We start from the raw sequence: 21,481 nt of genomic DNA, 5'->3' as shown, positions 1-21,481 counted from the left end.
GGTTCCTACTTTCCGAGGATCAGGCTCATGGCTTCAGCACGGGTGGCAGTCTCGCGCAGCTGGCCGCGCACCGCACTGGTCACGGTCTTCGCTCCGGGCTTCTGCACCCCGCGCATCGACATGCACATGTGCTCGCATTCGACAACGACAATCGCGCCGGCCGGGCTCAGGTGCTCCACCAGCGCATCGACGATCTGGGTGGTCAGGCGTTCCTGGACCTGCGGGCGGCGGGCGTACACCTCGACCAGGCGGGCCAGCTTGGACAGGCCGGTGACCTTGCCGCCCTTGCCCGGGATGTAGCCGATATGCGCCGAACCGTAGAAGGGCACCAGGTGGTGCTCGCAGGTCGAGTAGAACGGGATGTCCTTGACCAGCACCATCTCATCGTGCTCGATGTCGAAGGTGGTGGACAGGTGGTCTGCCGGGTGCTGGTGCAGGCCGGCGAAGAACTCCGCGTAGGCCTTGGCCACCCGCTTCGGGGTGTCGACCAGGCCGTCGCGGTCGGGGTCCTCGCCGATGGCCTCCAGGATCTCGCGCACGGCTGCCGCGATCCGCGGCTGGTCAATCTCTTTCAGTTCACTCACGCTTTGATCCTAGTCGGTCGAGGAAGCTGCGCGCTCCTTGGGGCTTAATATCGGGCCCTCGCTGTGCACCGGACGGGCCTCGTTGCTCAGCCAGACTTCGCGCTTCTCGCGCTTGGCCAGATCGGCGAAAATCTCCGCGATCTCGGTCTGGTTCAGGGTCTCGCGCTCCAGCAGGGCCAGGGCCAGGCGGTCGAGCACATGGCGGTTGGCGGTCAGCGCCTGGTATGCGTCGTTGTGCGCCTGCTCGATCAGCTCGCGCACCTCCTGGTCCACCAGGTGGGCCATTTCGTCGGAGAATTCGCGGGCGGCGTTGCCCATGCCCTGCTCGGCTGCCGAGCCAGCCAGGCGCACCGCGCCGACCTTCTCGCTCATGCCGTATTCGGTGACCATCTTGCGCGCGGTGGCGGTGGCCTTCTCGATGTCGTTCGATGCTCCGGTGGACGGGTCGTGGAAGACGATCTCCTCGGCGACGCGCCCGCCCATGGCGTAGGCCATCTGGTCCAGCAGCTCGTTGCGGGTGACCGAGTACTTGTCGGATTCCGGAACCACCATGGTGTAGCCCAGCGCGCGGCCGCGCGGCAGGATGGTGATCTTGGTGACCGGTGCGGTCTGGTTCATCGCTGCGGCGACCAGCGCGTGCCCGCCCTCGTGGTAGGCGGTGACCTTGCGCTCGTGCTCGTCCATCAGCCGGGTGCGCTTCTGCGGGCCGGCCATGACGCGGTCGATGGCCTCATCCAGCGCGCGGTCGTCGATCAGGTTCGCGTTGGAGCGTGCGGTGAGCAGCGCGGCCTCGTTGAGCACGTTGGCCAAATCGGCGCCGGTGTAGCCCGGAGTCTTCTTCGCGACGGCGTTCAGATCCACGGTGGCGTCCATCGGCTTGCCCTTGGCGTGCACCGACAGGATCTGCTCGCGGCCCTTCAAGTCCGGTGCCTCCACCGGGATCTGCCGGTCGAAGCGGCCCGGGCGCAGCAGCGCCGGGTCTAGCACGTCGGGACGGTTGGTCGCGGCGATCAGGATGACGTTGGTGGTGGCATCGAAGCCGTCCATCTCGACGAGCAGCTGGTTCAGGGTCTGCTCGCGCTCGTCGTTGCCGCCGCCGATGCCGGCGCCGCGGTGGCGGCCCACCGCGTCGATTTCGTCGACGAAGATGATCGCCGGGGAATTGTTCTTGGCCTGTTCGAACAGGTCGCGCACGCGCGAGGCGCCCACGCCGACGAACATCTCGACGAAGTCGGAGCCGGAAATCGAGTAGAACGGCACTTGGGCTTCGCCGGCCACCGCCTTGGCCAGCAGGGTCTTGCCGGTGCCCGGAGGGCCGTAGAGCAGCACGCCCTTGGGGATCTTCGCGCCCAAGGCCTGGAACTTGGCTGGTTCCTGCAGGAATTCCTTGATTTCGTGGAGTTCTTCCACTGCCTCGTCGGCGCCGGCGACGTCCTTGAAGGTCACCTGCGGCATGTCCTTGGTGATCAGCTTCGCCTTGGACTTGCCGAACTGCATGACCTTGGAACCGCCGCCCTGCGAGCGGGCGAGGATGAACCAGAAGATGCCGGCGATCAGCAGGAACGGGATGATGATCCCGAGCATCGACAGCAGCCAGTTGCTTTCCACCGGCTGGTCGGTGAACTTGCCCAGATTGGCCTTGTTGATCTCATCGACCACCTGTTCGGCGCGGGCGGTCGAGTAGTAGAAGCTCACCGTGGTGCCCTTGTCCACGCCGTCCACCTTCAGGGCGTCGCGCAACTTCAGGTCGACACGCTGGTCGCCGTCGAACATCTTCGCTTCGGTGACATTGCCGCTGGTCAGCTGGTGCAAGCCGACGGAGGTATCCACCTTGGCAGAATTATTGCCAAAGACCATCGGCAGGAACAGCACCACTGCCACGACTCCGACCAAAACCCAAATGATCCAGCTGTTAAAAAGCTTCTTCGTTTTCATTGATCCGCCAGGCCCCGCGCCTGGCGCATCCCCCTCACGCACTGCTCTGGCGTCCGGGTCACGCCACCTTCGATACTTCTCAACGCCCCAATGGCGCGAAAAGTTCCCTACTGATAAATGTGCGGGGCCAAGGTGCCCACGCAATCCAGGTTGCGGTATTTCTCCGCGTAGTCCAGGCCGTAGCCCACGACGAATTCGTTCGGGATGTCCATGCCGACGTACTTGACGTCGATTTCCACCTTGGCAGCCTCGGGCTTGCGCAGCAGGGTGCAGATTTCCACCGATGCCGGGCCGCGGGATTCCAGGTTGGACTTCAGCCAGGACAGGGTCAGGCCGGAGTCGATGATGTCCTCGACGATCAGCACATGCTTGCCCATCAAGTCGGAGTCCAGGTCCTTGAGGATGCGCACCACACCGGAGGACTGGGTACCCGAACCGTAGGAGGACACTGCCATCCAGTCCATGGTCAGGTGGGAGTTCAGCGCGCGGACCAGGTCGGCCATAATCATCACGGCGCCCTTGAGCACACCTACCACGAGGATGTCGCGGCCTTCGTAGTCCTTGTCGATCTGCGCGGCGAGTTCCTCCACGCGGGTCTGGATTTCTTCCTTGGTGTACAGAACGTGCGCAAGATCGGCTTTGACTGCATTGGAATCCACGAGAATTCTCCTGATTCTAGAGGTGTGGTACTTACCTAGAGTGCCACATTTGGCGGATTGTTGTTTAGCCGGTTGTGGTGAAAACTATCACCGATTGCCGGCGGAAGGCGCTGATCGCGCCATCGAGCTGCACCGGACCAGCCGATTTGGACTTGGGGACGCCGAATCCGGCCAGCGCGCAGAGCGCCGCTGTTCGCTCATGGCCCACATTCCTAGCGCCGGCTTGGATGGCGGCCAGGCGTAATACTCGCGAGCTGACGGCCACCGGCAGCTTGGCCAGTTCCGCGATCCGCAACCCATGCTCGGCCTTGGCCGCCTGCGCCCAGGAATCCAGTGCCTGGGCGTCGGCGGCGGCCAGGCTGGCGGTGCGCGCCAGGGCAACGGGGACATGCTCGCCAAGCTCGTCGCGCAGCAAAGGCAGGATCCGGTGGCGGATGAGGTTGCGCCGGTACCCGGTGTCCGTGTTGCTCGGATCTTCCCAGAAGTCCAGGTCTGCCTCCCGGCAGATCTGCTCGGTCTGCTCCCGGGACAGATCCAGCAGGGGACGCCGGTAGGGTCCGCGGCGGGCCGGGATGCCTGCCAGCGAACGGGTACCGGATCCGCGCAGCAATCCGAGCAGCACCTGTTCGGCCTGGTCGTCGCGGGTATGCGCGAGCATCAGCGTCTGCGCGTTGTGCTGGACGAGGGCCTCCTCGAAGGCCTGGTACCTGGCCTTGCGCGCCGAATCCTCATCTTTCGAGGTCTCGACCCGGATCACCTGCACCGGCTCCAGCCCCAGCTCGCGGCACTGCGCGGCGGCGCGCTCGGCCACCTCGGCGCTGCCGGCCTGCAGGCCGTGGTCGATGACCACCGCGCCGAAGGAACCATGCAGCGTCGCCGCGGCAATGGCCAGGGCCAGCGAGTCGGCACCGCCGGAGACCCCGATCAGGTTCAGCCCCGGCGCGCAGCTGGCCTGGATCGCGCCGCGGGCGAGGTGCAGGGCGCGGCTCATCGGGTGCGGGCCAGCCAGCGTTCGGGGTGGTCGAGTTCCTCGGAGCTGGGGAACAGCTCGCGGGCGGTGAAGATCTCGTTGAAGCCTTCATAGCCGATCTCATCGACGATATGACGCACGAATTTCGCCCCGCGCTTGTACTGCAGTGCCTTGGCATCCAGGCCCAGCAGCTTGCCCAGCAGGATCGCCAGGGCCGAGCGGTTCTCGCCGCGGGCTTCGAAGCGGCGGCGGATGGTCTTGATGCTGCGGATCGAGGTGACATCGTTCATCACCACCATGGCATGCCCCTCCAGCACCGACATGATGCTGGTCAGCTCGGAAACCTCGGACTTCATGGATTTCAGGCGTTCGCCCAGTGCGCCCATGGAATTGGTAGTGCCGGCCAGCGGCTCGAAGGCCTCGGCCAGCGTCTGCTTCATGACCTCGGGGATCCAGGGGGCGTGCTCGAATTGCAGGCGGTGGGTCTGCTCATGGGTGGCGATCCACAGGTAGAAGTCGCGGGCGTTGACGTTCAGTTCGCCGCGGATCTGGGTTATGGTCGGTGCATTGAGCAGCAGCCGGGGTCCGACGAACGGATCGAATTGGCCCAGCACCCGGGTGCCGAGCACCGAGAGCACTGCGCCGAGTTCGGCGCCGGCGATCAGCGGTACCGCGCCGGGGACATCCTGGCGCATTGACGGGAGCATGGCCGCGAAGTTCTGGCTGACGGCCTTGGCCCAGCCTGAGCGGTCCACCACCAGGGTCTGCGCTGGCGCAGTCGAGGCCAGCCTGGAGACCTTCTCGGCCTCCACCAGGCCTTCGCCGGCGGCGATGCGCAGTTCCTCGACGATCCGGGCGGCATCCTGGGCCTGGATCTTCGGCCCAGCGGGCATCAGGGTTTTCGCGGCCTTGGCCGCCAGCTTCCAATCGACGAACTGGTTCATTTACTGCTCCTGAGCTTTCAGCTCCGGCAGCCACAACCGCGGATGGCGGTGACTGCAGAGTCAATGGTTGGCTTGTGGGGTGCGAGTGCTCCGTTGGGCTGGTTGGCATAGATCGAGAAGGCGAGCAGGCGCCCGTCCTCGGTCATGGTCATGCCGGTCAGCGTGGCCACGCCGGTCAGCGAGCCGGTCTTGGCACGGACCAGACCAAGTGTCGCGGCACCGTCCAGGCGGTGCATCAGGGTGCCGTTGTAGCCGGAGACTGGCAGCGAATAGACGAGCTCGCGCAATTCCGGCTTGCCGCTGGTGGCCGCCGAACGCAGCACTGCGGTCAGCGCGGCGGGCGAAATCTGGTTCTTGGCGGCCAGGCCGCTGGCGTCCACCAGCGAAAGGCCACTCGCGCCGTGCTCGGCGGCTACCGCGGCGACGGCGGCTCCCGCCTGCTCGGCGGGCATCTGGCGCTTGAGCGCGACCAGCCGTCCCATGGTTTCGGCGATGTAGTTATCCGAGACCAGCAGCATATGCTTGACGACATCACGCAGCGGCGCGGATTTCACCTCGGTGATCTGCTCGCCGCCGGCATAAGGTCCGCGGCCGCCCTCGGTCACCGTGATGCGCTCGCCCAGGGCCCGGGCGAAGACCTTGCGGACCTGCTGGGCGGCGTCGGACTGGTAGGCGGTGCTGGTGCTCTGCCCGGCACGCCCGGCGTAGTGCGCTATCGGGTAGACCTCGCCAATATTGTTCGAGGTGAACAACGACTTGTCCCAGTCCGGGTTGCTGTGCGCGTCGCCGAACAGCGAGTCGTCCAGCCACAGCTCGACCTCGCTGATCCCGCGTTTTTCAAGCTCATCGGCGGTCTGCTTAGCCAAGGTCGCCAGTCCTGCATAGCCCTTGGGGTGCGCCGGGTCGGATTCCCCGTCGCCCAGCAATACATCGCCCCCGCCGCGCAGGATCAGCGTCCCGCCATCGAGCAGCACGCTGGTGGACAGCTGGGTGTCTCCGCCCAGGGCGTCGAGGGCGGCGACGGCGGTGGCGACCTTCAGGCTGGAGGCAGGGGTGCCGTTTGCGGCGGCATTCTTGTCATACAGGACGTTGCCCGTGGCGACGTCCACCACCTGGGCGCTGAAGGAGGTCCGGTCGGGCTTGTCGGCCAGGATGGCGTCCAGCTTCGCGGCGAGGATTCCGGGGTCCGGCTGGACGGCTTCGGGGTCCAGATCCTGCACGGCGACTGGGGATGGCGCGGCCAGTTGCACGCTGGCCGGGGTGTAGGAAGCTTCGGGCTCCCCGGTGAAGAATCGCGGGGCCAGGAGCATCGCGACGACGACTGCAACCACGGCAACAATCGCCACCCCCAGCGTTATGGCGCGTCGGGCGGCAGTGTTCATATGGTTACATTCCTCTCGCAGTTTTATCCATCAGGCGCAATGGGGCGATACCCTTATTAGCGGATATCCCTAAGACTAGTTTAGGAGTGTGCTTTTCATGAGCCACGACGTGACCATCGAGATCCCTACCGGATCGCGCGTCAAGTACGAGATCGACCACGAGACCCACCGCCTGCGCCTGGATCGCGTGCTGTTCACCTCGATGCAGTACCCAACCCATTACGGCTACTTCGACGATACCTTGGGCGAAGATGGCGATCCATTGGATGCCATGGTCTACCTCCCGGGTGTCGACCTGATCCCAGGCGTTGTCGTGGAAGCCCGCCCGATTGGCGTCTTCAACATGACCGACGATGGCGGTGGCGATGCCAAGCTGCTGTGCGTTCCTGCCGACAAGCGCTTTGACCACATCAAGGAACTTGAAGACATCGACGAATGGCTGATCAAGGAAATCGAGCACTTCTTCACCCGCTACAAGGACCTGGAACCAGGCAAGTGGGTCAAGGCCGAGGGCTGGGAAGGCCGCGAGGCTGCCGAAGCCGAGCTGGCTCGCTCCATCGAGCGCTTCAAGGCCTAGTCGCTGGACTTGAGCTGAAATGGCGGCGATCCCCTTCGGGGGTCGCCGCCATTGCTTTTGCGCTGCCCAGCCTCAGGCGTCGGGCAGCAGCGAGCTGAGCACGTCGTCCTGCGCGGCAACTTCCAGGGTCTGCACGTCCTTGAGCTTGCGCTCCACCGCCCGGGTCCGGGTGCCGGCATCGCGCACCGTATTCTGCGCCGTGGCCAGCTGCTTGCCCAGCTTGTCCCAAACATCTCCGTACTTGCGGAATTCTTCCTTGGCTGCCGAGAGCACCTGCCACACTTCGCTGCTGCGCTTCTCGATGGCCAAGGTGCGGAAGCCCATTTGCAGCGAGTTCAGCAGGCTCATCAGGGTGGTCGGCCCGGTGACCAGCACCCGGTGCTCGGTCTGCAGCTTGCTGGCCAGCCCCGGGCTGCGCACCACCTCGGCGAACAGGCCTTCGGTGGGCAGGTACATGATGGCGAAGTCGGTGCTGTACGGCGGGGCGATGTACTTGCTGGAGATCAGCTTGGCCTGTTCGAGGATTGCCCGGTCCAGCGCCTTGCCGGCCGCGGCGATGGCCGCCTTGTCTCCGTGCTCCTGGGCATCGAGCAGGCGCTCGTAGTCTTCCTGAGGCAGCTTGGAGTCGATCGGCAGGTAGATCGTTCCGGCGTCCCGGCCGGGAAGGATCACCGCGAACTCGACAACCTCGCGGCTGCCAGGGACCACCGCCACGTTCTGCTCGTACTGCTCTGCGGTGAGGATGTCTTCCAGCTGTCGGGCCAGCTGCACTTCTCCCCAGGACCCGCGGCTCTTCACGTTGGTAAGCACGCGTTTGAGCCCGCCGACATCCTGGGCCAGGGACTGCATTTCACCCAGACCTTTCTGGACCATTTCCAGCCGCTTGCTGACCAGTTCGAAGGAATCCCCGAGCCGCTTCTCCAGGGTTCCCTGCAGCTTCTCGTCTACCGTTTCGCGCATCTTCTCGAGCTTGGCTTCATTGCCGGCGCGCAGCTTTTCCATTTCCTGCTGGAGCAGCACCTGGACCTGCAGATGGCGGTTCGCATTGGCTTCGGCCATCGCGGTCAGCTTGGCGTCGAGCTCGGTGCGCACCTCGCCCATGCCCTGGCGCAGTTCGGTGCGCTGGGTTCCCAGTTCCTGCCTCAGCTCCGCATTTCCAGCACGCACCGCGTCCTGGACCTGGGTGCCTTCGGAGCCCGAAGTCCTGCGAATCAGCAGCAGAGCAACACATGCCGTTGCAAGAATATTGAGGATGACGAGTACAAAAACCACGATAATCATGAGCACCTAGCCAAGATCTGTCGAGCGAACCATTACCCCAGTCCTATCAGCGGATACCGACAGTTTGGGGACATAATGGGTTCATGCACATTCTGGTCACCGGTTTCGAGCCCTTCGGCAATGACGCATTCAATGCCAGCGGCGAGGCGGTCCGCCAGCTGCCAGCTCGACTTGGCGAGCACGAGGTGACCACCGCGATCCTGCCGGTGTCCTTCGCGGCCTCCGGGCAGGTCCTTGCCTCGTTGCTGGCCGAGCATCAGCCCGATGCGCTGATTTGCGTTGGCGAGGCCGGGGGCCGAGCCGCGATTACTCCCGAGCGCTGGGCGGTCAACGAGGATCATGCGCGCATTCCAGACAATGATGGAGAGCAGCCTCGCTCAACAGCGATTAGGGAGAACGCCCCGACGCGCGTGGAGGCGAGCATCAATCCAACGGCGGCCGCCCAGGCCCTGCTGGCCGCCGGCCTTGAGGCCAGCGTGTCCGAGGACGCAGGGCGTTTCGTCTGCAATCACGTTGCCTATGTGGCCTATTCCCAGCCGGTCCCGGCATTGTTCATCCATGTTCCTGCACTGCGCCCGCCAGGCATCCGGGCCACGGTAGGTGCTGAAACCGATGCAACGGCTATCCAGCAGCAGCGCTCAGGCCTGAGCGAGCTGCCACAGGCGCTGGGCATCGCGATACTGGGTGCACTGGGCTGAGTTGGCCCACTTTTCAACGACGCTTTGCCCTTCGTTAACTGGCACCGGGAATATGACCAACTGATACCTGCGGATTACTGTGGCGGTTCGGCGCGAGGCTAGCCTTGAACCATCATGACCCTGCACAATCTCACCCCGCTCGATCAGCTGCGCGCCGGGAAGCTCCCGCTGCGCCTGGCAAATCTGTTCATCGGCCTGATGCTTTTTGCGCTGGCCATGGCGCTGCTGATCCGCGCCCAGCTCGGCGTGGACCCATGGGATGTGCTGCATCTGGGCCTGGCCAACCACATTCCGCTGTCGCTGGGAACCATCGTGATACTTGTCGGCGTCGTGGTGTTGCTGGCGTGGATTCCGCTGAAGCAGTGGCCGGGGCTGGGGACCATCGCCAATGTGCTGCTTATCGGGCTCGGCCTAGATTTCTTCCTCTGGCTCATCCCCGATGTCCATGGCCTGGGCTGGCAGATCCTGACCCTGGTGGGCGCCATAGTCATCAATGGACTGGGCGGCGCACTGTACATCGGCTGCCATTTCGGGCCCGGGCCGCGCGATGGCCTGATGACCGGGCTGCATCTGCGCACCGGCAAATCGATCCGCCTGCTGCGCACGATCATCGAGGTGTGCGTACTGGGGATCGGCTGGATGCTCGGCGGTCCGGTGGGCGTGGGCACGGTGGCCTATGCGCTGCTAATCGGCCCCGCCACGCAGTTCTTCTTCCGTTACACCACGGTGCGCCTGGACGCGCAGCGCGCGACCGCGGGCGTCTGAGGGGCGCTTAGCGTGCGGCCCGCTCCAGCACTTCGGCCAGCTGTTCGTGGCCACGGGCCCGGGCGAGCCCTGCCATCTCTGCGAGCACTTCCGGGCTGCCCACCGACCGCAGGTACTCGCTGGCCGCCGCACCCTCCCCCGCTTCCGCCGATCCATGGGTGGCAGTGGCGGCATCGAGCCGCTCGGCCTGCTGGAGCACTGCCTGCAAATCCGCTTCGTCGGATCGGGCTTCGAGCATCATGAGCCGTCCGAGCACCGCCGGATTGCCGATTTTGATCCGCTTGGCTCCCATCAGCTGCGAGAGCATCGGCGCGGAGAGGCCCAGCACCTGGGCCAGCGAGCGCTGGGACAAGGCATACTTTTCCATCACGTGCCCGAAACGCTCCGCCAGGGGGGCTCCATACAGCCTCCGCTGCTGTTCGATAGGACTGTCCATGGAAACAATCTTCGCACGGGGGTTTGCAATTGCAAACAAATGGCATATATTTGCAACTGCAAACATCACCGCCGGAAGGAAAGCCTGATGCTTCGCCGACATCTACTCGCACCGCTCTTGGCAGTGTTGCTGGCCGCCGTGCCGCTAGCCGCAACCCACGCCGATGAGCAAACCACCACCGAACCAGTGGTCGTCGTCATGGACTACTCCAGCTCCATGCTGGAAAAGGACGCCGACGCCAAAGGCACCAAGCGGATCGACGCCGCCAAGACCGCGGCCAAGAGCCTGATCGACAATGCCCCGGAAGATGCCACGATGGGCCTGGTCGTCTACGGCTCGAAGTCCCCGGGCAAATGCGACGACATCACCACCGTGCAGAAACCGGGCGCCGTGGACAAGAAGAAACTGTCCAAGAAAATCGATGAGCTCAAGGCCGTGGGAGAAACCCCGATCGGCGCCTCGCTGCTCCATGCGGCCAAGGACCTGGAAGGCATCGAAGGGCCCAAGTCGATCATCCTGGTCTCTGACGGCGAAGAGAACTGCGACAAGCCGCCGGCCTGCGAGGCCGCCAAGGACCTGGCCGGACAGGGCATCGCGCTGACCGTGCACACCATCGGCTTCAAGGTCAACGACAAGGCCCGCCAGCAGCTCGAATGCATTTCCGAGACCACCGGCGGAAGCTACGTGGACGTCGACGACGCGCAGTCGCTGGAAGAGGAGCTGACCAGCCGCACGCTGCGCGCCTTCCAGGGATACTCCACGGCCGGCACGCCCATCGAGGGCGGCACCCGCCTGCACGAGGCGCCGCTGATGGTCCCCGGCCAGTACCTCGACGAGCTGGAGAAGGGTGAAACCGACAGCTGGAACTCGAACGACGGCACGACCAAGTACTACAAGATCGGCCCGCTGCAGCCCGGGCAGTATGCTCATTTCTCCGCAACCATGATCCCCGAGCAGAAGATCGACGCGGATGACGACGACCCGGCGAAGGTCATCGTCGAACTGGTCAACGGCCAGGGCTCGAAGTGCTCCTCGGGCGACAGCTACACGGTGGGCAGCGACGAGCTCGGCCGTCCGCTGGCCGCCTACACCCGCAGCCCCGAGTTCGTCCAGGACTCCAGCTACGGCTGCTTCGCCGACGGCACCGGCGAGCTGTTCGCCAAGGTCACCCGCGAGGGCTCGCTGTTCCACGAGGACCCGATGGCCGTGGAGCTGCGCTATGTGCTGGAGCCTGCGGTGGACGCCGCGCTGCTGGGCGCCCCGGTGCGCGAGGAGGACAAGCCGCAGTCGGTCACCCTCACCGGAACGCCAGAGCCGGTCCTCGGCGGCTCGAGCTTCAACGACGCGCTGCCGGTGAAGTCCGGCACGATCTACTCCGACTCGGTGCTCAGCAGCGAGGCACGGTATTACAAGGTCCACGTGGGCAACGGTCAGAAGCTCAATCTCCGGCTGACCAGCGGGAACAACGAGGATGCCAGCGCCCAGGCCGTGACCATGGGCGTCTACTCCCCGGTGCGGGACGGCGTGGACATGCTCGGCACCGGCCGGCTCCACAAGAGCACCTCCGGGGAAACGATCACCCGATCCATGCGCACCGCGGTGGACCAGTCGAACTATGACAGCTACATCGGCCGGTCGAACTACCTGGCCGGCGACTACTATGTGGTCATCTACTCGGACACCTGGATGCAAAAGGCCAACGGCGTGCCCTATGACTACGAGCTGGCCGTCGACGTGACCGGCACCGAGAAGGAGTTCGCCGGTGCCGCCCCGATCTTCGAGGCCAGCGAGATGCCCTCCGCCTCGCCCGAGGTCGGTGCCACGGAATCGGAAACCGCCACTGAAGCGGAAGCCGCCCCTGAATCATCGGCCGCTCCGTCCCCGTCCGAAAGCGAACCGCAGGCCGAAACCGCCCCGGCAGCCTCCTCGGCACCGTTGTGGCCCTGGTTCACCGGCGGCCTGGTGGGCACCGCCGCCCTGCTGGGCGCGGGAACCTTCCTCTTCCGAAACCGGGCCACGACCGCCCATGAGCGCTCCGACAACATCGACCCGACCGTGCCAGGAGGCCGACCATGAGAATCCTTGCCACCCTGCTTTGTGCCGGACTTGCCCTGTCGCCGGCCGCTGGCGCGCTGGCTTCCGAAGCGGAACTCCCCCTGCATGAACCGGTCGGCCAGCAGGTCGACGGCGCACAGGACCAGGCATCGGCCCCGCAGCTGGAGGCCGGCCAGTGGGTCGACGAGCTGCCGACCACCGGCGACGACTCAGCGCTGTATTACCGGCTGCCGCAGATTGCCGACGGCGAACGGCTGCACGTGAGCGCGCAGCTGGTAGTCGATCCATCGCAGCAGCCCACCAGCCAGGAGAGCACCGAACTATCGGCCGCGCTGGTGCAGGCCAACGGGGACTGGTGCGACAGGGGCAGCAATTCCACCTCGCGCCGCAACATCGACAACCTTCCGCTGGTGGCACTGGACTCCCAACCGAAGAAGGCCGAGGGCTACTCGCGCTGCCTGGACCAGAACAACGACGAACTGTACCTGTCCCTGCAGCGCGATGGGCGCTGGCAGGATGATGCGCAGCTGCCGGTGCAGATCACCGTCGTGGTGCAGCCGGCGTTGGATCCTGCCACGCTCACCGGCACCACCCCAGGTGATCTGCCGCCGGTGTCGGTCACGCTGGATGCCGAGCCGCAGGCAGTATCCGGCGGCAGCGGCTTCTCCAATGCGGCCGAACTGTCTTCCGGCTCGGCCTACTCGGACTCGGTGCTCCCCAATGAGGTGAAGTACTACAAGGTCCATGTGGCGCAGGGGCAACGGCTGAATTACCGGATGACAGTGCTCGACTCTCCCAATGCCAGCGCCAAGGAACTGGTCACCGGCACCTACAACCCGCTGCTGCAGGAGGGCATCATGACCGGCACCGCCAAGCAGGAACTATCTGCAGACGATGCCGGCGCCTCGCTGACGCGCAGCCTGGCCACGACGGTGTCCCGCGACCTGCAGGTCGACGGCTCGCATCCGAAGCTGGGCTATCCGGGGGACTACTACATCACCGTGGCCGGCACAGCCTATGAGCCGCGCGGGCTGAACCCGCTGAACTTCGAGCTGGCCATCGAGGTCACCGGAGAGGCCACCGGCACCGATGGCTGGGAACCCGCGGCACAGACAGAATCCGGCGGCACGGTGGCGGGAACCGGCAGCTGGCTGCCGGGCAGCGCGCAGCTCGGCGCCCTGGCCGGCGGCGCGGCCGTGGCTCTGGCGGGCTACGCCGGCCTGTGGTTCTGGCGCCGGCGTGCCCAGGCAGCGGGCAAGCAGCGCGCCTAGCCTCCGGGCGGCCAGGCGGCCTCCACGCCAGCCACTGCGGCTGCCGCGGAGGCCGTTGCCGTGTCCGGCGACTGGCCGAACACCAACCAGAGGGATAGCACACCGAGCACCAGAGCCAGCAGCAAGGCGATCCACGGCAGCAGCTGGACCGCGGAGCGCGGACTGCCTCGGGAAGGCTTCGGGGCCGGCGCTGGTGCTGGTGCTGGTTCAGCAACGGGTTGCGTCTTGGATTGCACTACGGGTCTCGTCTCGGATGGCACCGCTGGTTGCGTCTCGGTGCCAGATGGCTGAGGTGCGTCCTGGGTTAGTTGCGGCGCGAAGTGGTCGAAGACCTCCAGGCGTTCTCCGGAGGCGACCTCGTAGCCGTCCTCGCGGCGCAACCCGGCCAGCGCCTGCGGCGCCCGGGCGGCGGCGGCACTGCGTTGCCGCGGATCACGGGAGAGCAGTCCGTCGAGCACTTCCTCGAGCTCCTTCTCGGTGCAGAAGCCGCCGGTGCGGCACCGTTCGGCCAGCGCATCACCGCGCAGCTGCGGGTGCAGCAGCTGCACCGCGAGCACGCCCAGCGCATAGAGGTCCTGGAAGGGCTCGGGCTGGTGCCCGCCGGTCAGTTCGGGGGCAATGAACCCCGCGGTGCCCACCACCACGCCGTGCTCGGTCAGCCGCGGCTCGTCGCGGTGCGTGGCGATCCCGAAGTCGGCCAGGCGCACCACCGGCACCCCGTCGCCGGTGGATTCGAGCAGGACATTGGCGGGCTTGACATCGCGGTGCACCCAGCCGGATTCGTGCACATGGGACAGTCCGTCCAGCAGCTGCACCAGGATCTCGGCCACCAGTGGCGCGGAAAAGGCCCCGTAATCCTGCATTGCGGTATGCAGGTTGCCGCCGCGCATCAGCTCGGTGGCGATGACCACCCGGTCATCGACGGCCGCCCAGCCGTAGGGGGTGAGCAGGTGCGGGTGGTCGAATTTCACGCCCTGCTCGCGCACGAAGCGCAGGATCTCGCCACTGTAGCTCTGCCGCATCACCTTGGCGGCGCAGAGCTGGCCGCGCTGCAGGTCGCGGGCGAGCCACACGGTCCCAGAGCCGCCCCGGGCGATCTGCTCGATGAGTTCGAACCGCCCCGCAATGATTTCGCCCGCCACCAACGCTCCTTCGAAGTTTCCGGTACCAGCTTAGCGGGGCGCGCCTCGGTGCGTCACTTCCTGCATTTGCAGGACAAATGCCTCCGGCACAGGCAATACTTGAAGCATGTTTGTCGTTGCGCTCAGCCCCCGGCCCCGCTCGGTCACCGATGTTGACGCCGCCAGCGAGCAGCTGTGGCACCAGCTGGAGCAGGTCGGCACGCACGCGCCGTTCACCGCGCTCAGCGGCCAGCTGCTGCTCGGGGTGCCTGATGGCCCCGATGCTGCAGTGGACGCGCTGCTGCGCGCGGCACGGCTGAACTTCTGCAATATCGGGCTGGGCATCGGCAGCCTGTATGAGCCGGTGCCCGTGGAGGCCGGCCTGGTCGAAGGCAAGGCGGTGCGGCGCGCGCTCGGCGCCCTGGAAGCCGCCAGCCACCGTGGCGAAAGGGTCCCGATCTGCGTCTCCTCGGGCAACGACGAGATGGACGGCGAGCTCGAAGGCCTGCTGCGCATGCTCGGGCATTGGATCCGCACCCGCACCGAGGCCGAATGGGCGGTTGTCGACCTGCTCACCCCCGGGGTGCGCGGGCAGCAGAAAGCCGTCGCCGAGATCCTGGGCATCACCCCGCAGGCGGTTTCCGCGGCGATCGTGCGCTCGGGCTACAACGACGAGCTGGGTGCGCGGGCGGCGATCGCCCGGCTGCTGGAGTACACCGACCAGCTGTAGCAGCGGCTGCTAGCCGGCCAGCAGGCCTTCCAGGACGAGGGCCAGGCCATCGGCGTCAACGTGTTCGGTGACCGCGTCCGCGGCGTCCTTGACCTCATCCGGGGCCTGGCCCATGGCCACGCCGTGGCCGGCCCACTGGAGCATCTCGATGTCATTGCGCCCGTCGCCGACGGCCAGCGTGTCATCGGCGTGGAAATCCAGGACGGCGCGCAAGCGCTCCAGCCCGCTGGCCTTGGTGGTGCCATCGGCTGCAATATCCAGCCAGGCGGTCCAGCCCACCGAGTAGGTCACCCCGGAGAGCCCCAGGCTCTGCACTGCATGCCCGAATTCCTCGGCGGTGTTGTCGGTGGAGAAGACCACCACGCGCACTGCCTTGCTGTTCACCAGCTCGCCGAAATCCACCACCCTGCTCTCGGCGCCGAAGCTCATGTCGCCGAAGGTCTCGCTGGAAAGGAATTCGCCGCGTTCGTTTTCCAAGGCGTACTTGGCAGTGGGGAGCTGTTCGCGCAGTGCGGTGAGCGCTGACGAGGGGTCGAAGATCTCGCGGTGCAGGATCTCGACGCCATCCTTTGACACCTTCGCGAGCACCCCGCCGTTGCTGACCACGACGTAGCCGTGGTCGATGCCCAGTTCTTCCATGATGGGCAGGGCCGCACCCAGGGAGCGGCCGGTGGAGATGATCACTTCGTGGCCCTGGGCCACGACTGCCCGCGCGGCGGCGCGCACGCGCTGGCTCATTTCGCCCTGGTGATTGACGATGGTGCCGTCCACGTCAAGGCAAATCATCAATTTTTGCTTGGTCAGCCGGTCGTCGTTGCCGAGCTTAGTCATAACAGTCATGGCTCAAGTTAACCACCAGCGCAGGTATTTGGCGATGACCCAAGGCACAGCTACGGGTGAACAACCGGTTAAACGCAGGTGCCGGCCGCCCCGCGAGGGGAGGCCGGCACCTGCTCGGCATTGCCTACTTGAGCACTTCGAGTCCGCCAAGGTACGGCTGCAAGGCCTTCGGCACGTTGACCGAACCATCAGGGTTCTGGTGGTTTTCCAGGATCGCGACAATCCAGCGGGTCGTGGCCAGGGTGCCGTTCAGGGTTGCCACCGAACGGGTCTTGCCTGCCTTGCCGTCGATGACCTCGCGTTCGCGGACATTCAACCGGCGGGCCTGGAAGGTGGTGCAGTTCGAGGTCGAGGTCAGCTCGCGGAAGGTGCCCTGGGTCGGAACCCAAGCTTCGCAGTCGAACTTGCGCGCGGCGCTCATGCCCAGATCTCCCGCGGCGGTGTCGATGACGCGGTAGGCCAGCTCCATGCGGCCGAGCATGTCCTCTTCCATGGCCAGCAGCTTCTCGTGCTCCGCCTCGGCGTCCTCGACGCTGGCGTAGACGAACATCTCCAGCTTGTTGAACTGGTGCACGCGGATGATGCCGCGGGTGTCCTTGCCCGCCGAACCGGCCTCGCGGCGGTAGCAGGAAGACCAGCCGGCGTAGCGGATCGGGCCATCGGACAAATCCATGATCTCGTCCGCGTGGTAGCCGGCCAGGGCCACCTCGGAGGTGCCGACCAGGTACATGTTGTCGCGCTCGAGCTTGTAGATCTCGTCGTCGTGCTCGACGTCGAAGCCGGTGCCCTGCATGGTCTCCGGGCGCACCAGGGTCGGGGTGATCATCGGAATGAAGCCGTGGTCCATGGCCACATCCAGGGCCATGTTCATCATCGCGATTTCCAGGCGGGCACCGATGCCCTTGAGGAAGTAGAAGCGGGAGCCGGATACCTTGGCGCCCCGCTCCATGTCGATGGCGTCCAGCTTCTCGGCGATCTGCAGGTGGTCCAGCGGCTCGAAGCCCTCGGCCTTGAAGTCGCGGATGGTTCCCACGTGCTTGACGACGGTGAAGTCGTCCTCGCCGCCGGCGGGGATGCCGTCGATGATCAGGTTTGGGATGGAACGCTGCAGCGCGGTGCACTTGGCGGCTGCCGCGTCAGACTCGGCCTGGGCAGACTTGACCGCGGCGGCGAGCTCCTTGACCTCGGCAAGCAGGGCGGCGCGCTCGTCGCCCTTGGCCTTGCCGACCTTCTTGGAGAACGCATTCTGCTCGGCACGCAGGCGCTCGTAGGTGGCGATGGTTTCACGACGTGCCGTGTCAGCTGCCAGCAGCTGGTCGATTAACGACTCGTCGGCACCGCGCGCGCGTTGCGAGGCACGGTACAAATCCGGATTTTCGGTGAGCATTTTCAGGTCGATCACATGTTAAGGGTAGCAATCATGAGTACGATGAGAGCATTATGCAGACAAATCGTGTGATCGTTTTCTCTGCCGTGGTTGCTGCAGCTGCCGCCGCGGCGACCAGTTGGTATTCGGTGCGCAAGCTTTCGAACTACAGCAAGCCGCTGGCCAAGCAGCCCGAAGCGGCCGCCCAGTCGGTCGCCGCCAAGGTGGCCCTGGTCATCAATCCTTCCAAGTCAGGTGCTGACGAAGCGAGGGAAGCGGTGGCCCGTGTCTGCGCCGAGGCAGGACTGGAAGCGCCTCTGGTCCTTGAAACCACCAAGGAGAATCCCGGCCAGGACGCAGCCCGGGAAGCACTCGATGCGCAATGCGACACAATTATTGCCGCGGGCGGCGACGGAACCATCCGCGCCGTCGCAGAAGTGCTCGAAGGCACCGACGCGTCCCTGGGTATCCTGCCGCTGGGCACCGGAAACCTGCTGGCCCGCAACGTGGACATCCCCGTGGATGACCTGCATACCGCGGCGCTGGTCGCGGTACGCGGAATGGTTCGCCGGATCGACGTCGGGCATATGAAGCTGCAGCTGATGGACGGCAAAGAGGCGGACCATGCGTTCCTGGTCATCGCCGGCGTGGGCACAGACGCAGACCTGTTCGACGACACCAATGAAGAGCTGAAATCCAAGGTTGGCTGGCTTGCCTATTCGGAAGCCGGCCTGCGCCAGCTGCCGGGCCGGCGCAAGAAGGTCAGCTTCAAGCTCTCGGAGGACGAGAGCTGGCAGACCCGCAAGGTCCGTTCGGTGCTCTTCGCCAATTGCGGCAAGCTGCAGGGCCTGGATTTCGTGCCGGACGCCAAGATCGACGACGGCGTGCTGGATGCCGTGGTGCTCTCCCCGCGCTCGGCCGCGGGCTGGACGTGGATCCTGCTGAAGACCGCATTCCGCGCCAAGAACAAGATCCCGGTCATGAGCTTCTACCAGACCACTGGCGTGTCACTGCGCTGCGATGAGCCGATGAATACCCAGATCGATGGGGACCCCACCGGCCAGGTCAATGAACTGCAGGTGTCCGTGAACCCGAGCGCACTGCGCCTGCGCACCCCATAACTGCTGCCGATCCCCCGGCCGTTTCCCATCCAGGAGGAACGGCCGGGGGATCGCTGTGCCTAGACCCGGTCGCGCAGCGACTGCACCCAGGCACGGGCCTCGCTGAAGGCCGCGTCGGAATTGTGCGTGTCCACGGATGCTTCCAGGCCTTGGGCCGCCGGGTAGGAACCGAGGAAGCGCAGCTTCGGGGACAGCCGGTGCAGCCCCGACAGCGCGGCGGCAACGCGTTCCTCGGCCACATGGCCTTCGATATCCACGGAGAAGAAGTACTCCCCCAGGCTCTTGCCGGTAGGCCGGGATTCAATGCGCGACAGGTTCACTCCGCGTGCGGTGAATTGCTCCAGGAGTTCCATCAGCGCACCGGGACGGTCTTCGGGAAGCGGCAGGATCAGCGTTGACTTGTCCACACCGGTCGGCTGCGGAATCCTTCCCGGGCGGGTAACCAGGATGAAGCGGGTGACCGCTCCGACGTTGTCCTCGACGCCGCTCACCAGCACCTTCAGGCCGCGTTCCTGGGCCACCAGCGGAGAGCAGATCGCCGCATCATGCGGAGGATCCGCCTCTTCGAGGGTCAGGGCGCCAGCGGCTGTGGAGGAGGCCGGGGTGAATGCGGCACCGGGAATATTTGCTTCGGCCCATAAGCGGCACTGTGCCCAGGCATGCCCATGGGTGGAGACCTGCTTGATCTGCGCCAGCGAGTCGATGCCGGGGCGCACCGCCAGCACGAAGGTGATCGGAACCAGGATCTCGGAGACAATCTGCAGCGATTCGCCCTGGGCAATCGCGTCCAGGGTGGCCGAAACGCCGCCTTCTACCGAGTTCTCGATCGGCACCATCGCCGCATCGGCGGCACCTTCGCGCACCATGGACAGCGCCACGTTGACGTTGGAGGCGGGAATCCGCTGCGCATCGGCAGCCCCGGGAACCTGCAGGAGGGCCGACTCGGTGAAGGTGCCCGCAGGTCCCAGATAGGCGTAGTTCATCGTACGGTTGGCTCCTGGCCGTTGTCCGCTTCCATTGGCAGGCCTGCTTCGATCCACGCATCCGAGCCGCCGGCAACATTGAAGGCGGTGTAGCCCATGGCGGTGAGCCACGAGGCGGCCTGAGCCGAGCGGCCGCCGGTACGGCAGATGACGTATGTGTCTACATCCGGGTCAAGCTCCGATACCTTCTCCGGCAGGGTGCCCAGGGGAATATGGGTGGCTCCGGCGGCACGGCCGGCTTCCCATTCGAAGTCTTCGCGCACATCGAGGATGAAGGCGTCCTTCGGGACGTCATTGACCTGGACAGTCTCAAAATCGCTCACGGCTAGCATTCCTCTCACATAGGGTGTTTGCTTATAAGACTAGTCATTTCCTGCGTCGAAAGCCGACATGTTTCCCTCAAGCGCCCTGAAATTGCGAGACGAGCTGGCCCGCGGCGAGCGTTCAAGCCGCGAGGTGACCGAGCACTACCTCAAGCGCATTGAAGAGCAGGCGGACCTCGGTGCTTTCGTCCACGTGGCGGAGAATGCGATGGAGGCCGCGGCAGCGGCCGACGAGGCGCATGCCCGCGGCGAGATTGGCCGGTTGCACGGTCTTCCCACCGCGTTCAAGGACCTGAACGATGTGGCGGGGATGCCCACCACCCACGGCACCGCGGCCATGCCAGCGGCGGTGGCCGGACGCGACCACTCCTTGGTGGCCAGGCTTCGCGCCGAGGGCGTGGTGATCCTGGGCAAGACCCAGGTCCCGGAGTTCGGGCTGAGCAGCTATTCCGAGAACCTCATCGCTCCCCCTTCGCGCAATCCCTTCGATCCAACGCGCACTTCGGGCGGTTCCTCCGGCGGGCAGGCCGCGGCGATTGCCGCCGGCATGATTCCGCTGGGCCCGGGCTCCGATGGCGGCGGCTCGGTCCGCATCCCGGCGGCGGCCTGCGGACTGGTGGGGCTGAAGCCTTCCTTGGGGCGCATCCCCAGCGACATCCTCGATGGCTACACCGACCCCATGGGTGCGCCGAAATTAGCCGTCAGCGGACCACTGGCCCATGATGCCCTGGATGCGTCTTTGCTGCTGGACGCCATGCGCGGGAAGGACCACTACCTGCCGTTGCTGCAGGGCAGCTACCCCCAGCGCCTGGATGGCCTGAAAATCGGGTACAGCACCCACTCGCCTTTTGAACCCGTCTACGAGATTGAGCTGTCGCAGGAAGCCCGGGCGGCCTTCGCCCAGGGGCTTGAACACCTGGGCGAACGCCATCGCGTCCAGCCGGCAAATCTGCACTATGCCACCGACTATCCGGAAACCTTCGCGGCGGTGTGGACCAACGGACTGAAGTCCGTTCCGGTCTTAGATGATTCGCTGCTGGGCGAACTGGCAAGGGACTTCCGCCAGCGCGCCGCCGAGCGCTCCCTGGAGCAGAGCCTGCAGGCCGGGTCGCGGTTGAAGCAGATTGCGGCGGATTTCGTGCGCCAATGGTCCGCCTTCGATGTGGTGGCTACCCCTGCCATGGCGTCAATCCCGCCGAAGATCGGGCACAATACACAATCCACGCCAGATGTGGATTATATGTTGCAGTGCCAGTACACCCCCTACACGTCCATGGTGAACGTCGCCTCGGTAGCTGCCATCACCGTTCCGGTGGGCCACTCCAATGAGGGGTTACCCATGAGTATTCAGCTGATTTCCCCGCGTTCCGACGAAGGCCTGCTGCTCGCGCTGGCCGCTCAGATGCAGTTGTGAGCTTTCCCATATAAGTAGGTACTCGC

The 21,481-nt window shown here is 65.4% G+C and carries 21 protein-coding genes; 8 read left to right on the top strand and 13 right to left on the bottom strand.

Annotated elements, in window-relative coordinates:
* Positions 1 to 5: 5 nt before the first annotated feature.
* The 6 genes from folE to dacB all read right to left on the bottom strand — a co-directional run bounded on the left by folE (position 6) and on the right by dacB (position 6,474).
* Positions 6 to 584 carry a GTP cyclohydrolase I FolE gene (folE, locus tag JOE62_RS01775; RefSeq protein ID WP_338085729.1) on the bottom strand — a complete coding sequence of 193 codons (579 nt, stop codon included), beginning with the start codon at positions 582 to 584 and terminating at the stop codon, positions 6 to 8.
* Positions 585 to 593: 9 nt separating this feature from the next.
* Positions 594 to 2,519, bottom strand: a complete 1,926-nt coding sequence (gene ftsH, locus JOE62_RS01770; RefSeq protein WP_204719874.1) for an ATP-dependent zinc metalloprotease FtsH — start codon at positions 2,517 to 2,519, stop codon at positions 594 to 596.
* Between the two features lie 107 nt (positions 2,520 to 2,626).
* Positions 2,627 to 3,178 carry a hypoxanthine phosphoribosyltransferase gene (gene hpt, locus JOE62_RS01765; RefSeq protein WP_128470811.1) on the bottom strand — a complete coding sequence of 184 codons (552 nt, stop codon included), beginning with the start codon at positions 3,176 to 3,178 and terminating at the stop codon, positions 2,627 to 2,629.
* 64 nt (positions 3,179 to 3,242) lie between these two features.
* Positions 3,243 to 4,169: a tRNA lysidine(34) synthetase TilS gene (tilS, locus tag JOE62_RS01760; protein WP_239543125.1), complete on the bottom strand. Its 927-nt coding sequence runs from the start codon at positions 4,167 to 4,169 to the stop codon at positions 3,243 to 3,245.
* Positions 4,166 to 5,092 carry a zinc-dependent metalloprotease gene (locus JOE62_RS01755; RefSeq protein WP_121865907.1) on the bottom strand — a complete coding sequence of 309 codons (927 nt, stop codon included), beginning with the start codon at positions 5,090 to 5,092 and terminating at the stop codon, positions 4,166 to 4,168. The genes tilS and JOE62_RS01755 overlap by 4 nt, the downstream gene beginning before the upstream one ends.
* 17 nt (positions 5,093 to 5,109) lie before the next feature.
* Positions 5,110 to 6,474, bottom strand: coding sequence for a D-alanyl-D-alanine carboxypeptidase/D-alanyl-D-alanine endopeptidase (dacB, locus tag JOE62_RS01750; protein ID WP_204719872.1), 1,365 nt, complete (start codon positions 6,472 to 6,474; stop codon positions 5,110 to 5,112).
* Between the two features lie 97 nt (positions 6,475 to 6,571).
* Here dacB and JOE62_RS01745 point away from each other — a divergent pair, with 97 nt between their 5' ends.
* Complete coding sequence (locus JOE62_RS01745; protein ID WP_038992659.1) at positions 6,572 to 7,051, top strand: inorganic diphosphatase; 480 nt, start codon at positions 6,572 to 6,574, stop codon at positions 7,049 to 7,051.
* A gap of 72 nt (positions 7,052 to 7,123) precedes the next feature.
* Here JOE62_RS01745 and JOE62_RS01740 read toward each other — a convergent pair whose 3' ends face one another.
* Complete coding sequence (locus tag JOE62_RS01740; RefSeq protein ID WP_204719870.1) at positions 7,124 to 8,332, bottom strand: DNA recombination protein RmuC; 1,209 nt, start codon at positions 8,330 to 8,332, stop codon at positions 7,124 to 7,126.
* An 83-nt stretch (positions 8,333 to 8,415) separates the two neighbouring features.
* Between JOE62_RS01740 and JOE62_RS01735 the strand changes: the two genes are divergently transcribed.
* Together JOE62_RS01735 and yczE are read left to right on the top strand one after the other, a co-directional pair.
* Entirely contained in the window at positions 8,416 to 9,030 is a 615-nt protein-coding gene (locus JOE62_RS01735) for a pyroglutamyl-peptidase I (RefSeq protein WP_073707220.1), read from the top strand.
* Positions 9,031 to 9,144: 114 nt separating this feature from the next.
* A complete protein-coding gene (gene yczE / locus JOE62_RS01730; RefSeq protein ID WP_204719868.1) occupies positions 9,145 to 9,795 on the top strand; it encodes a membrane protein YczE in 651 nt (216 codons plus the stop codon).
* A 7-nt stretch (positions 9,796 to 9,802) separates the two neighbouring features.
* On the opposite strand, the gene JOE62_RS01725 is transcribed toward yczE, so the two are convergent.
* The gene (locus tag JOE62_RS01725) at positions 9,803 to 10,231 is read right to left on the bottom strand and encodes a DNA-binding protein (RefSeq protein WP_141357963.1); all 429 of its coding nucleotides are present in this window, start codon (positions 10,229 to 10,231) and stop codon (positions 9,803 to 9,805) included.
* 87 nt (positions 10,232 to 10,318) lie between these two features.
* Between JOE62_RS01725 and JOE62_RS01720 the strand changes: the two genes are divergently transcribed.
* Both JOE62_RS01720 and JOE62_RS01715 read left to right on the top strand, forming a co-directional pair.
* Positions 10,319 to 12,307: a vWA domain-containing protein gene (locus JOE62_RS01720; RefSeq protein ID WP_204719866.1), complete on the top strand. Its 1,989-nt coding sequence runs from the start codon at positions 10,319 to 10,321 to the stop codon at positions 12,305 to 12,307.
* Positions 12,304 to 13,557 (top strand): hypothetical protein, encoded by a 1,254-nt coding sequence (locus JOE62_RS01715; protein WP_204719864.1) that lies wholly within the window; start codon positions 12,304 to 12,306, stop codon positions 13,555 to 13,557. The genes JOE62_RS01720 and JOE62_RS01715 overlap by 4 nt, the downstream gene beginning before the upstream one ends.
* On the opposite strand, the gene JOE62_RS01710 is transcribed toward JOE62_RS01715, so the two are convergent.
* Positions 13,554 to 14,699, bottom strand: a complete 1,146-nt coding sequence (locus JOE62_RS01710) for a protein kinase domain-containing protein (protein WP_204719862.1) — start codon at positions 14,697 to 14,699, stop codon at positions 13,554 to 13,556. The genes JOE62_RS01715 and JOE62_RS01710 overlap by 4 nt on opposite strands.
* Before the next feature lie 106 nt (positions 14,700 to 14,805).
* Between JOE62_RS01710 and JOE62_RS01705 the strand changes: the two genes are divergently transcribed.
* A complete protein-coding gene (locus JOE62_RS01705) occupies positions 14,806 to 15,408 on the top strand; it encodes a hypothetical protein (protein ID WP_204719860.1) in 603 nt (200 codons plus the stop codon).
* 9 nt (positions 15,409 to 15,417) lie between these two features.
* Here the strand turns inward: JOE62_RS01705 and JOE62_RS01700 are convergent, their stop codons facing one another.
* Together JOE62_RS01700 and serS are read right to left on the bottom strand one after the other, a co-directional pair.
* On the bottom strand, positions 15,418 to 16,248 hold the full coding sequence (locus tag JOE62_RS01700; RefSeq protein ID WP_204719858.1) for an HAD family hydrolase: 831 nt from the start codon (positions 16,246 to 16,248) through the stop codon (positions 15,418 to 15,420).
* A gap of 124 nt (positions 16,249 to 16,372) precedes the next feature.
* Complete coding sequence (serS, locus tag JOE62_RS01695) at positions 16,373 to 17,650, bottom strand: serine--tRNA ligase (RefSeq protein ID WP_128470823.1); 1,278 nt, start codon at positions 17,648 to 17,650, stop codon at positions 16,373 to 16,375.
* A gap of 38 nt (positions 17,651 to 17,688) precedes the next feature.
* Here serS and JOE62_RS01690 point away from each other — a divergent pair, with 38 nt between their 5' ends.
* Entirely contained in the window at positions 17,689 to 18,735 is a 1,047-nt protein-coding gene (locus JOE62_RS01690) for a diacylglycerol/lipid kinase family protein (RefSeq protein ID WP_204719857.1), read from the top strand.
* Positions 18,736 to 18,794: 59 nt separating this feature from the next.
* Here JOE62_RS01690 and pheA read toward each other — a convergent pair whose 3' ends face one another.
* Complete coding sequence (gene pheA, locus JOE62_RS01685) at positions 18,795 to 19,718, bottom strand: prephenate dehydratase (protein ID WP_204719855.1); 924 nt, start codon at positions 19,716 to 19,718, stop codon at positions 18,795 to 18,797.
* Complete coding sequence (locus JOE62_RS01680) at positions 19,715 to 20,041, bottom strand: rhodanese-like domain-containing protein (protein WP_038993350.1); 327 nt, start codon at positions 20,039 to 20,041, stop codon at positions 19,715 to 19,717. Before JOE62_RS01680 ends, pheA begins: the two co-directional genes overlap by 4 nt.
* A 67-nt stretch (positions 20,042 to 20,108) precedes the next feature.
* Between JOE62_RS01680 and JOE62_RS01675 the strand changes: the two genes are divergently transcribed.
* Entirely contained in the window at positions 20,109 to 21,455 is a 1,347-nt protein-coding gene (locus JOE62_RS01675; protein WP_204719853.1) for an amidase, read from the top strand.
* The last annotated feature ends 26 nt before the right edge of the window (positions 21,456 to 21,481 follow it).

It is taken from the genome of Glutamicibacter nicotianae, assembly GCF_016907615.1.
GTDB lineage: Bacteria > Actinomycetota > Actinomycetes > Actinomycetales > Micrococcaceae > Glutamicibacter > Glutamicibacter nicotianae.
The sequence above is the reverse complement of the archived record's forward strand: the minus strand, read 5'-3'. Positions and strand labels throughout refer to the sequence as shown.

Coding starts and splice junctions, on each gene's coding strand:
- yczE (WP_204719868.1), top strand. CDS start 9,145: ATGACCCTGCACAATCTCACCCCGCTCGATCAGCTGCGCGCCGGGAAG.
- JOE62_RS01735 (WP_073707220.1), top strand. CDS start 8,416: ATGCACATTCTGGTCACCGGTTTCGAGCCCTTCGGCAATGACGCATTC.
- JOE62_RS01755 (WP_121865907.1), bottom strand. CDS start 5,092: ATGAACCAGTTCGTCGATTGGAAGCTGGCGGCCAAGGCCGCGAAAACC.
- JOE62_RS01700 (WP_204719858.1), bottom strand. CDS start 16,248: ATGACTGTTATGACTAAGCTCGGCAACGACGACCGGCTGACCAAGCAA.
- JOE62_RS01675 (WP_204719853.1), top strand. CDS start 20,109: ATGTTTCCCTCAAGCGCCCTGAAATTGCGAGACGAGCTGGCCCGCGGC.
- JOE62_RS01690 (WP_204719857.1), top strand. CDS start 17,689: ATGCAGACAAATCGTGTGATCGTTTTCTCTGCCGTGGTTGCTGCAGCT.
- JOE62_RS01705 (WP_204719860.1), top strand. CDS start 14,806: ATGTTTGTCGTTGCGCTCAGCCCCCGGCCCCGCTCGGTCACCGATGTT.
- JOE62_RS01725 (WP_141357963.1), bottom strand. CDS start 10,231: ATGGACAGTCCTATCGAACAGCAGCGGAGGCTGTATGGAGCCCCCCTG.
- JOE62_RS01715 (WP_204719864.1), top strand. CDS start 12,304: ATGAGAATCCTTGCCACCCTGCTTTGTGCCGGACTTGCCCTGTCGCCG.
- ftsH (WP_204719874.1), bottom strand. CDS start 2,519: ATGAAAACGAAGAAGCTTTTTAACAGCTGGATCATTTGGGTTTTGGTC.
- dacB (WP_204719872.1), bottom strand. CDS start 6,474: ATGAACACTGCCGCCCGACGCGCCATAACGCTGGGGGTGGCGATTGTT.
- pheA (WP_204719855.1), bottom strand. CDS start 19,718: ATGAACTACGCCTATCTGGGACCTGCGGGCACCTTCACCGAGTCGGCC.
- tilS (WP_239543125.1), bottom strand. CDS start 4,169: ATGAGCCGCGCCCTGCACCTCGCCCGCGGCGCGATCCAGGCCAGCTGC.
- JOE62_RS01740 (WP_204719870.1), bottom strand. CDS start 8,332: ATGATTATCGTGGTTTTTGTACTCGTCATCCTCAATATTCTTGCAACG.
- JOE62_RS01720 (WP_204719866.1), top strand. CDS start 10,319: ATGCTTCGCCGACATCTACTCGCACCGCTCTTGGCAGTGTTGCTGGCC.
- JOE62_RS01745 (WP_038992659.1), top strand. CDS start 6,572: ATGAGCCACGACGTGACCATCGAGATCCCTACCGGATCGCGCGTCAAG.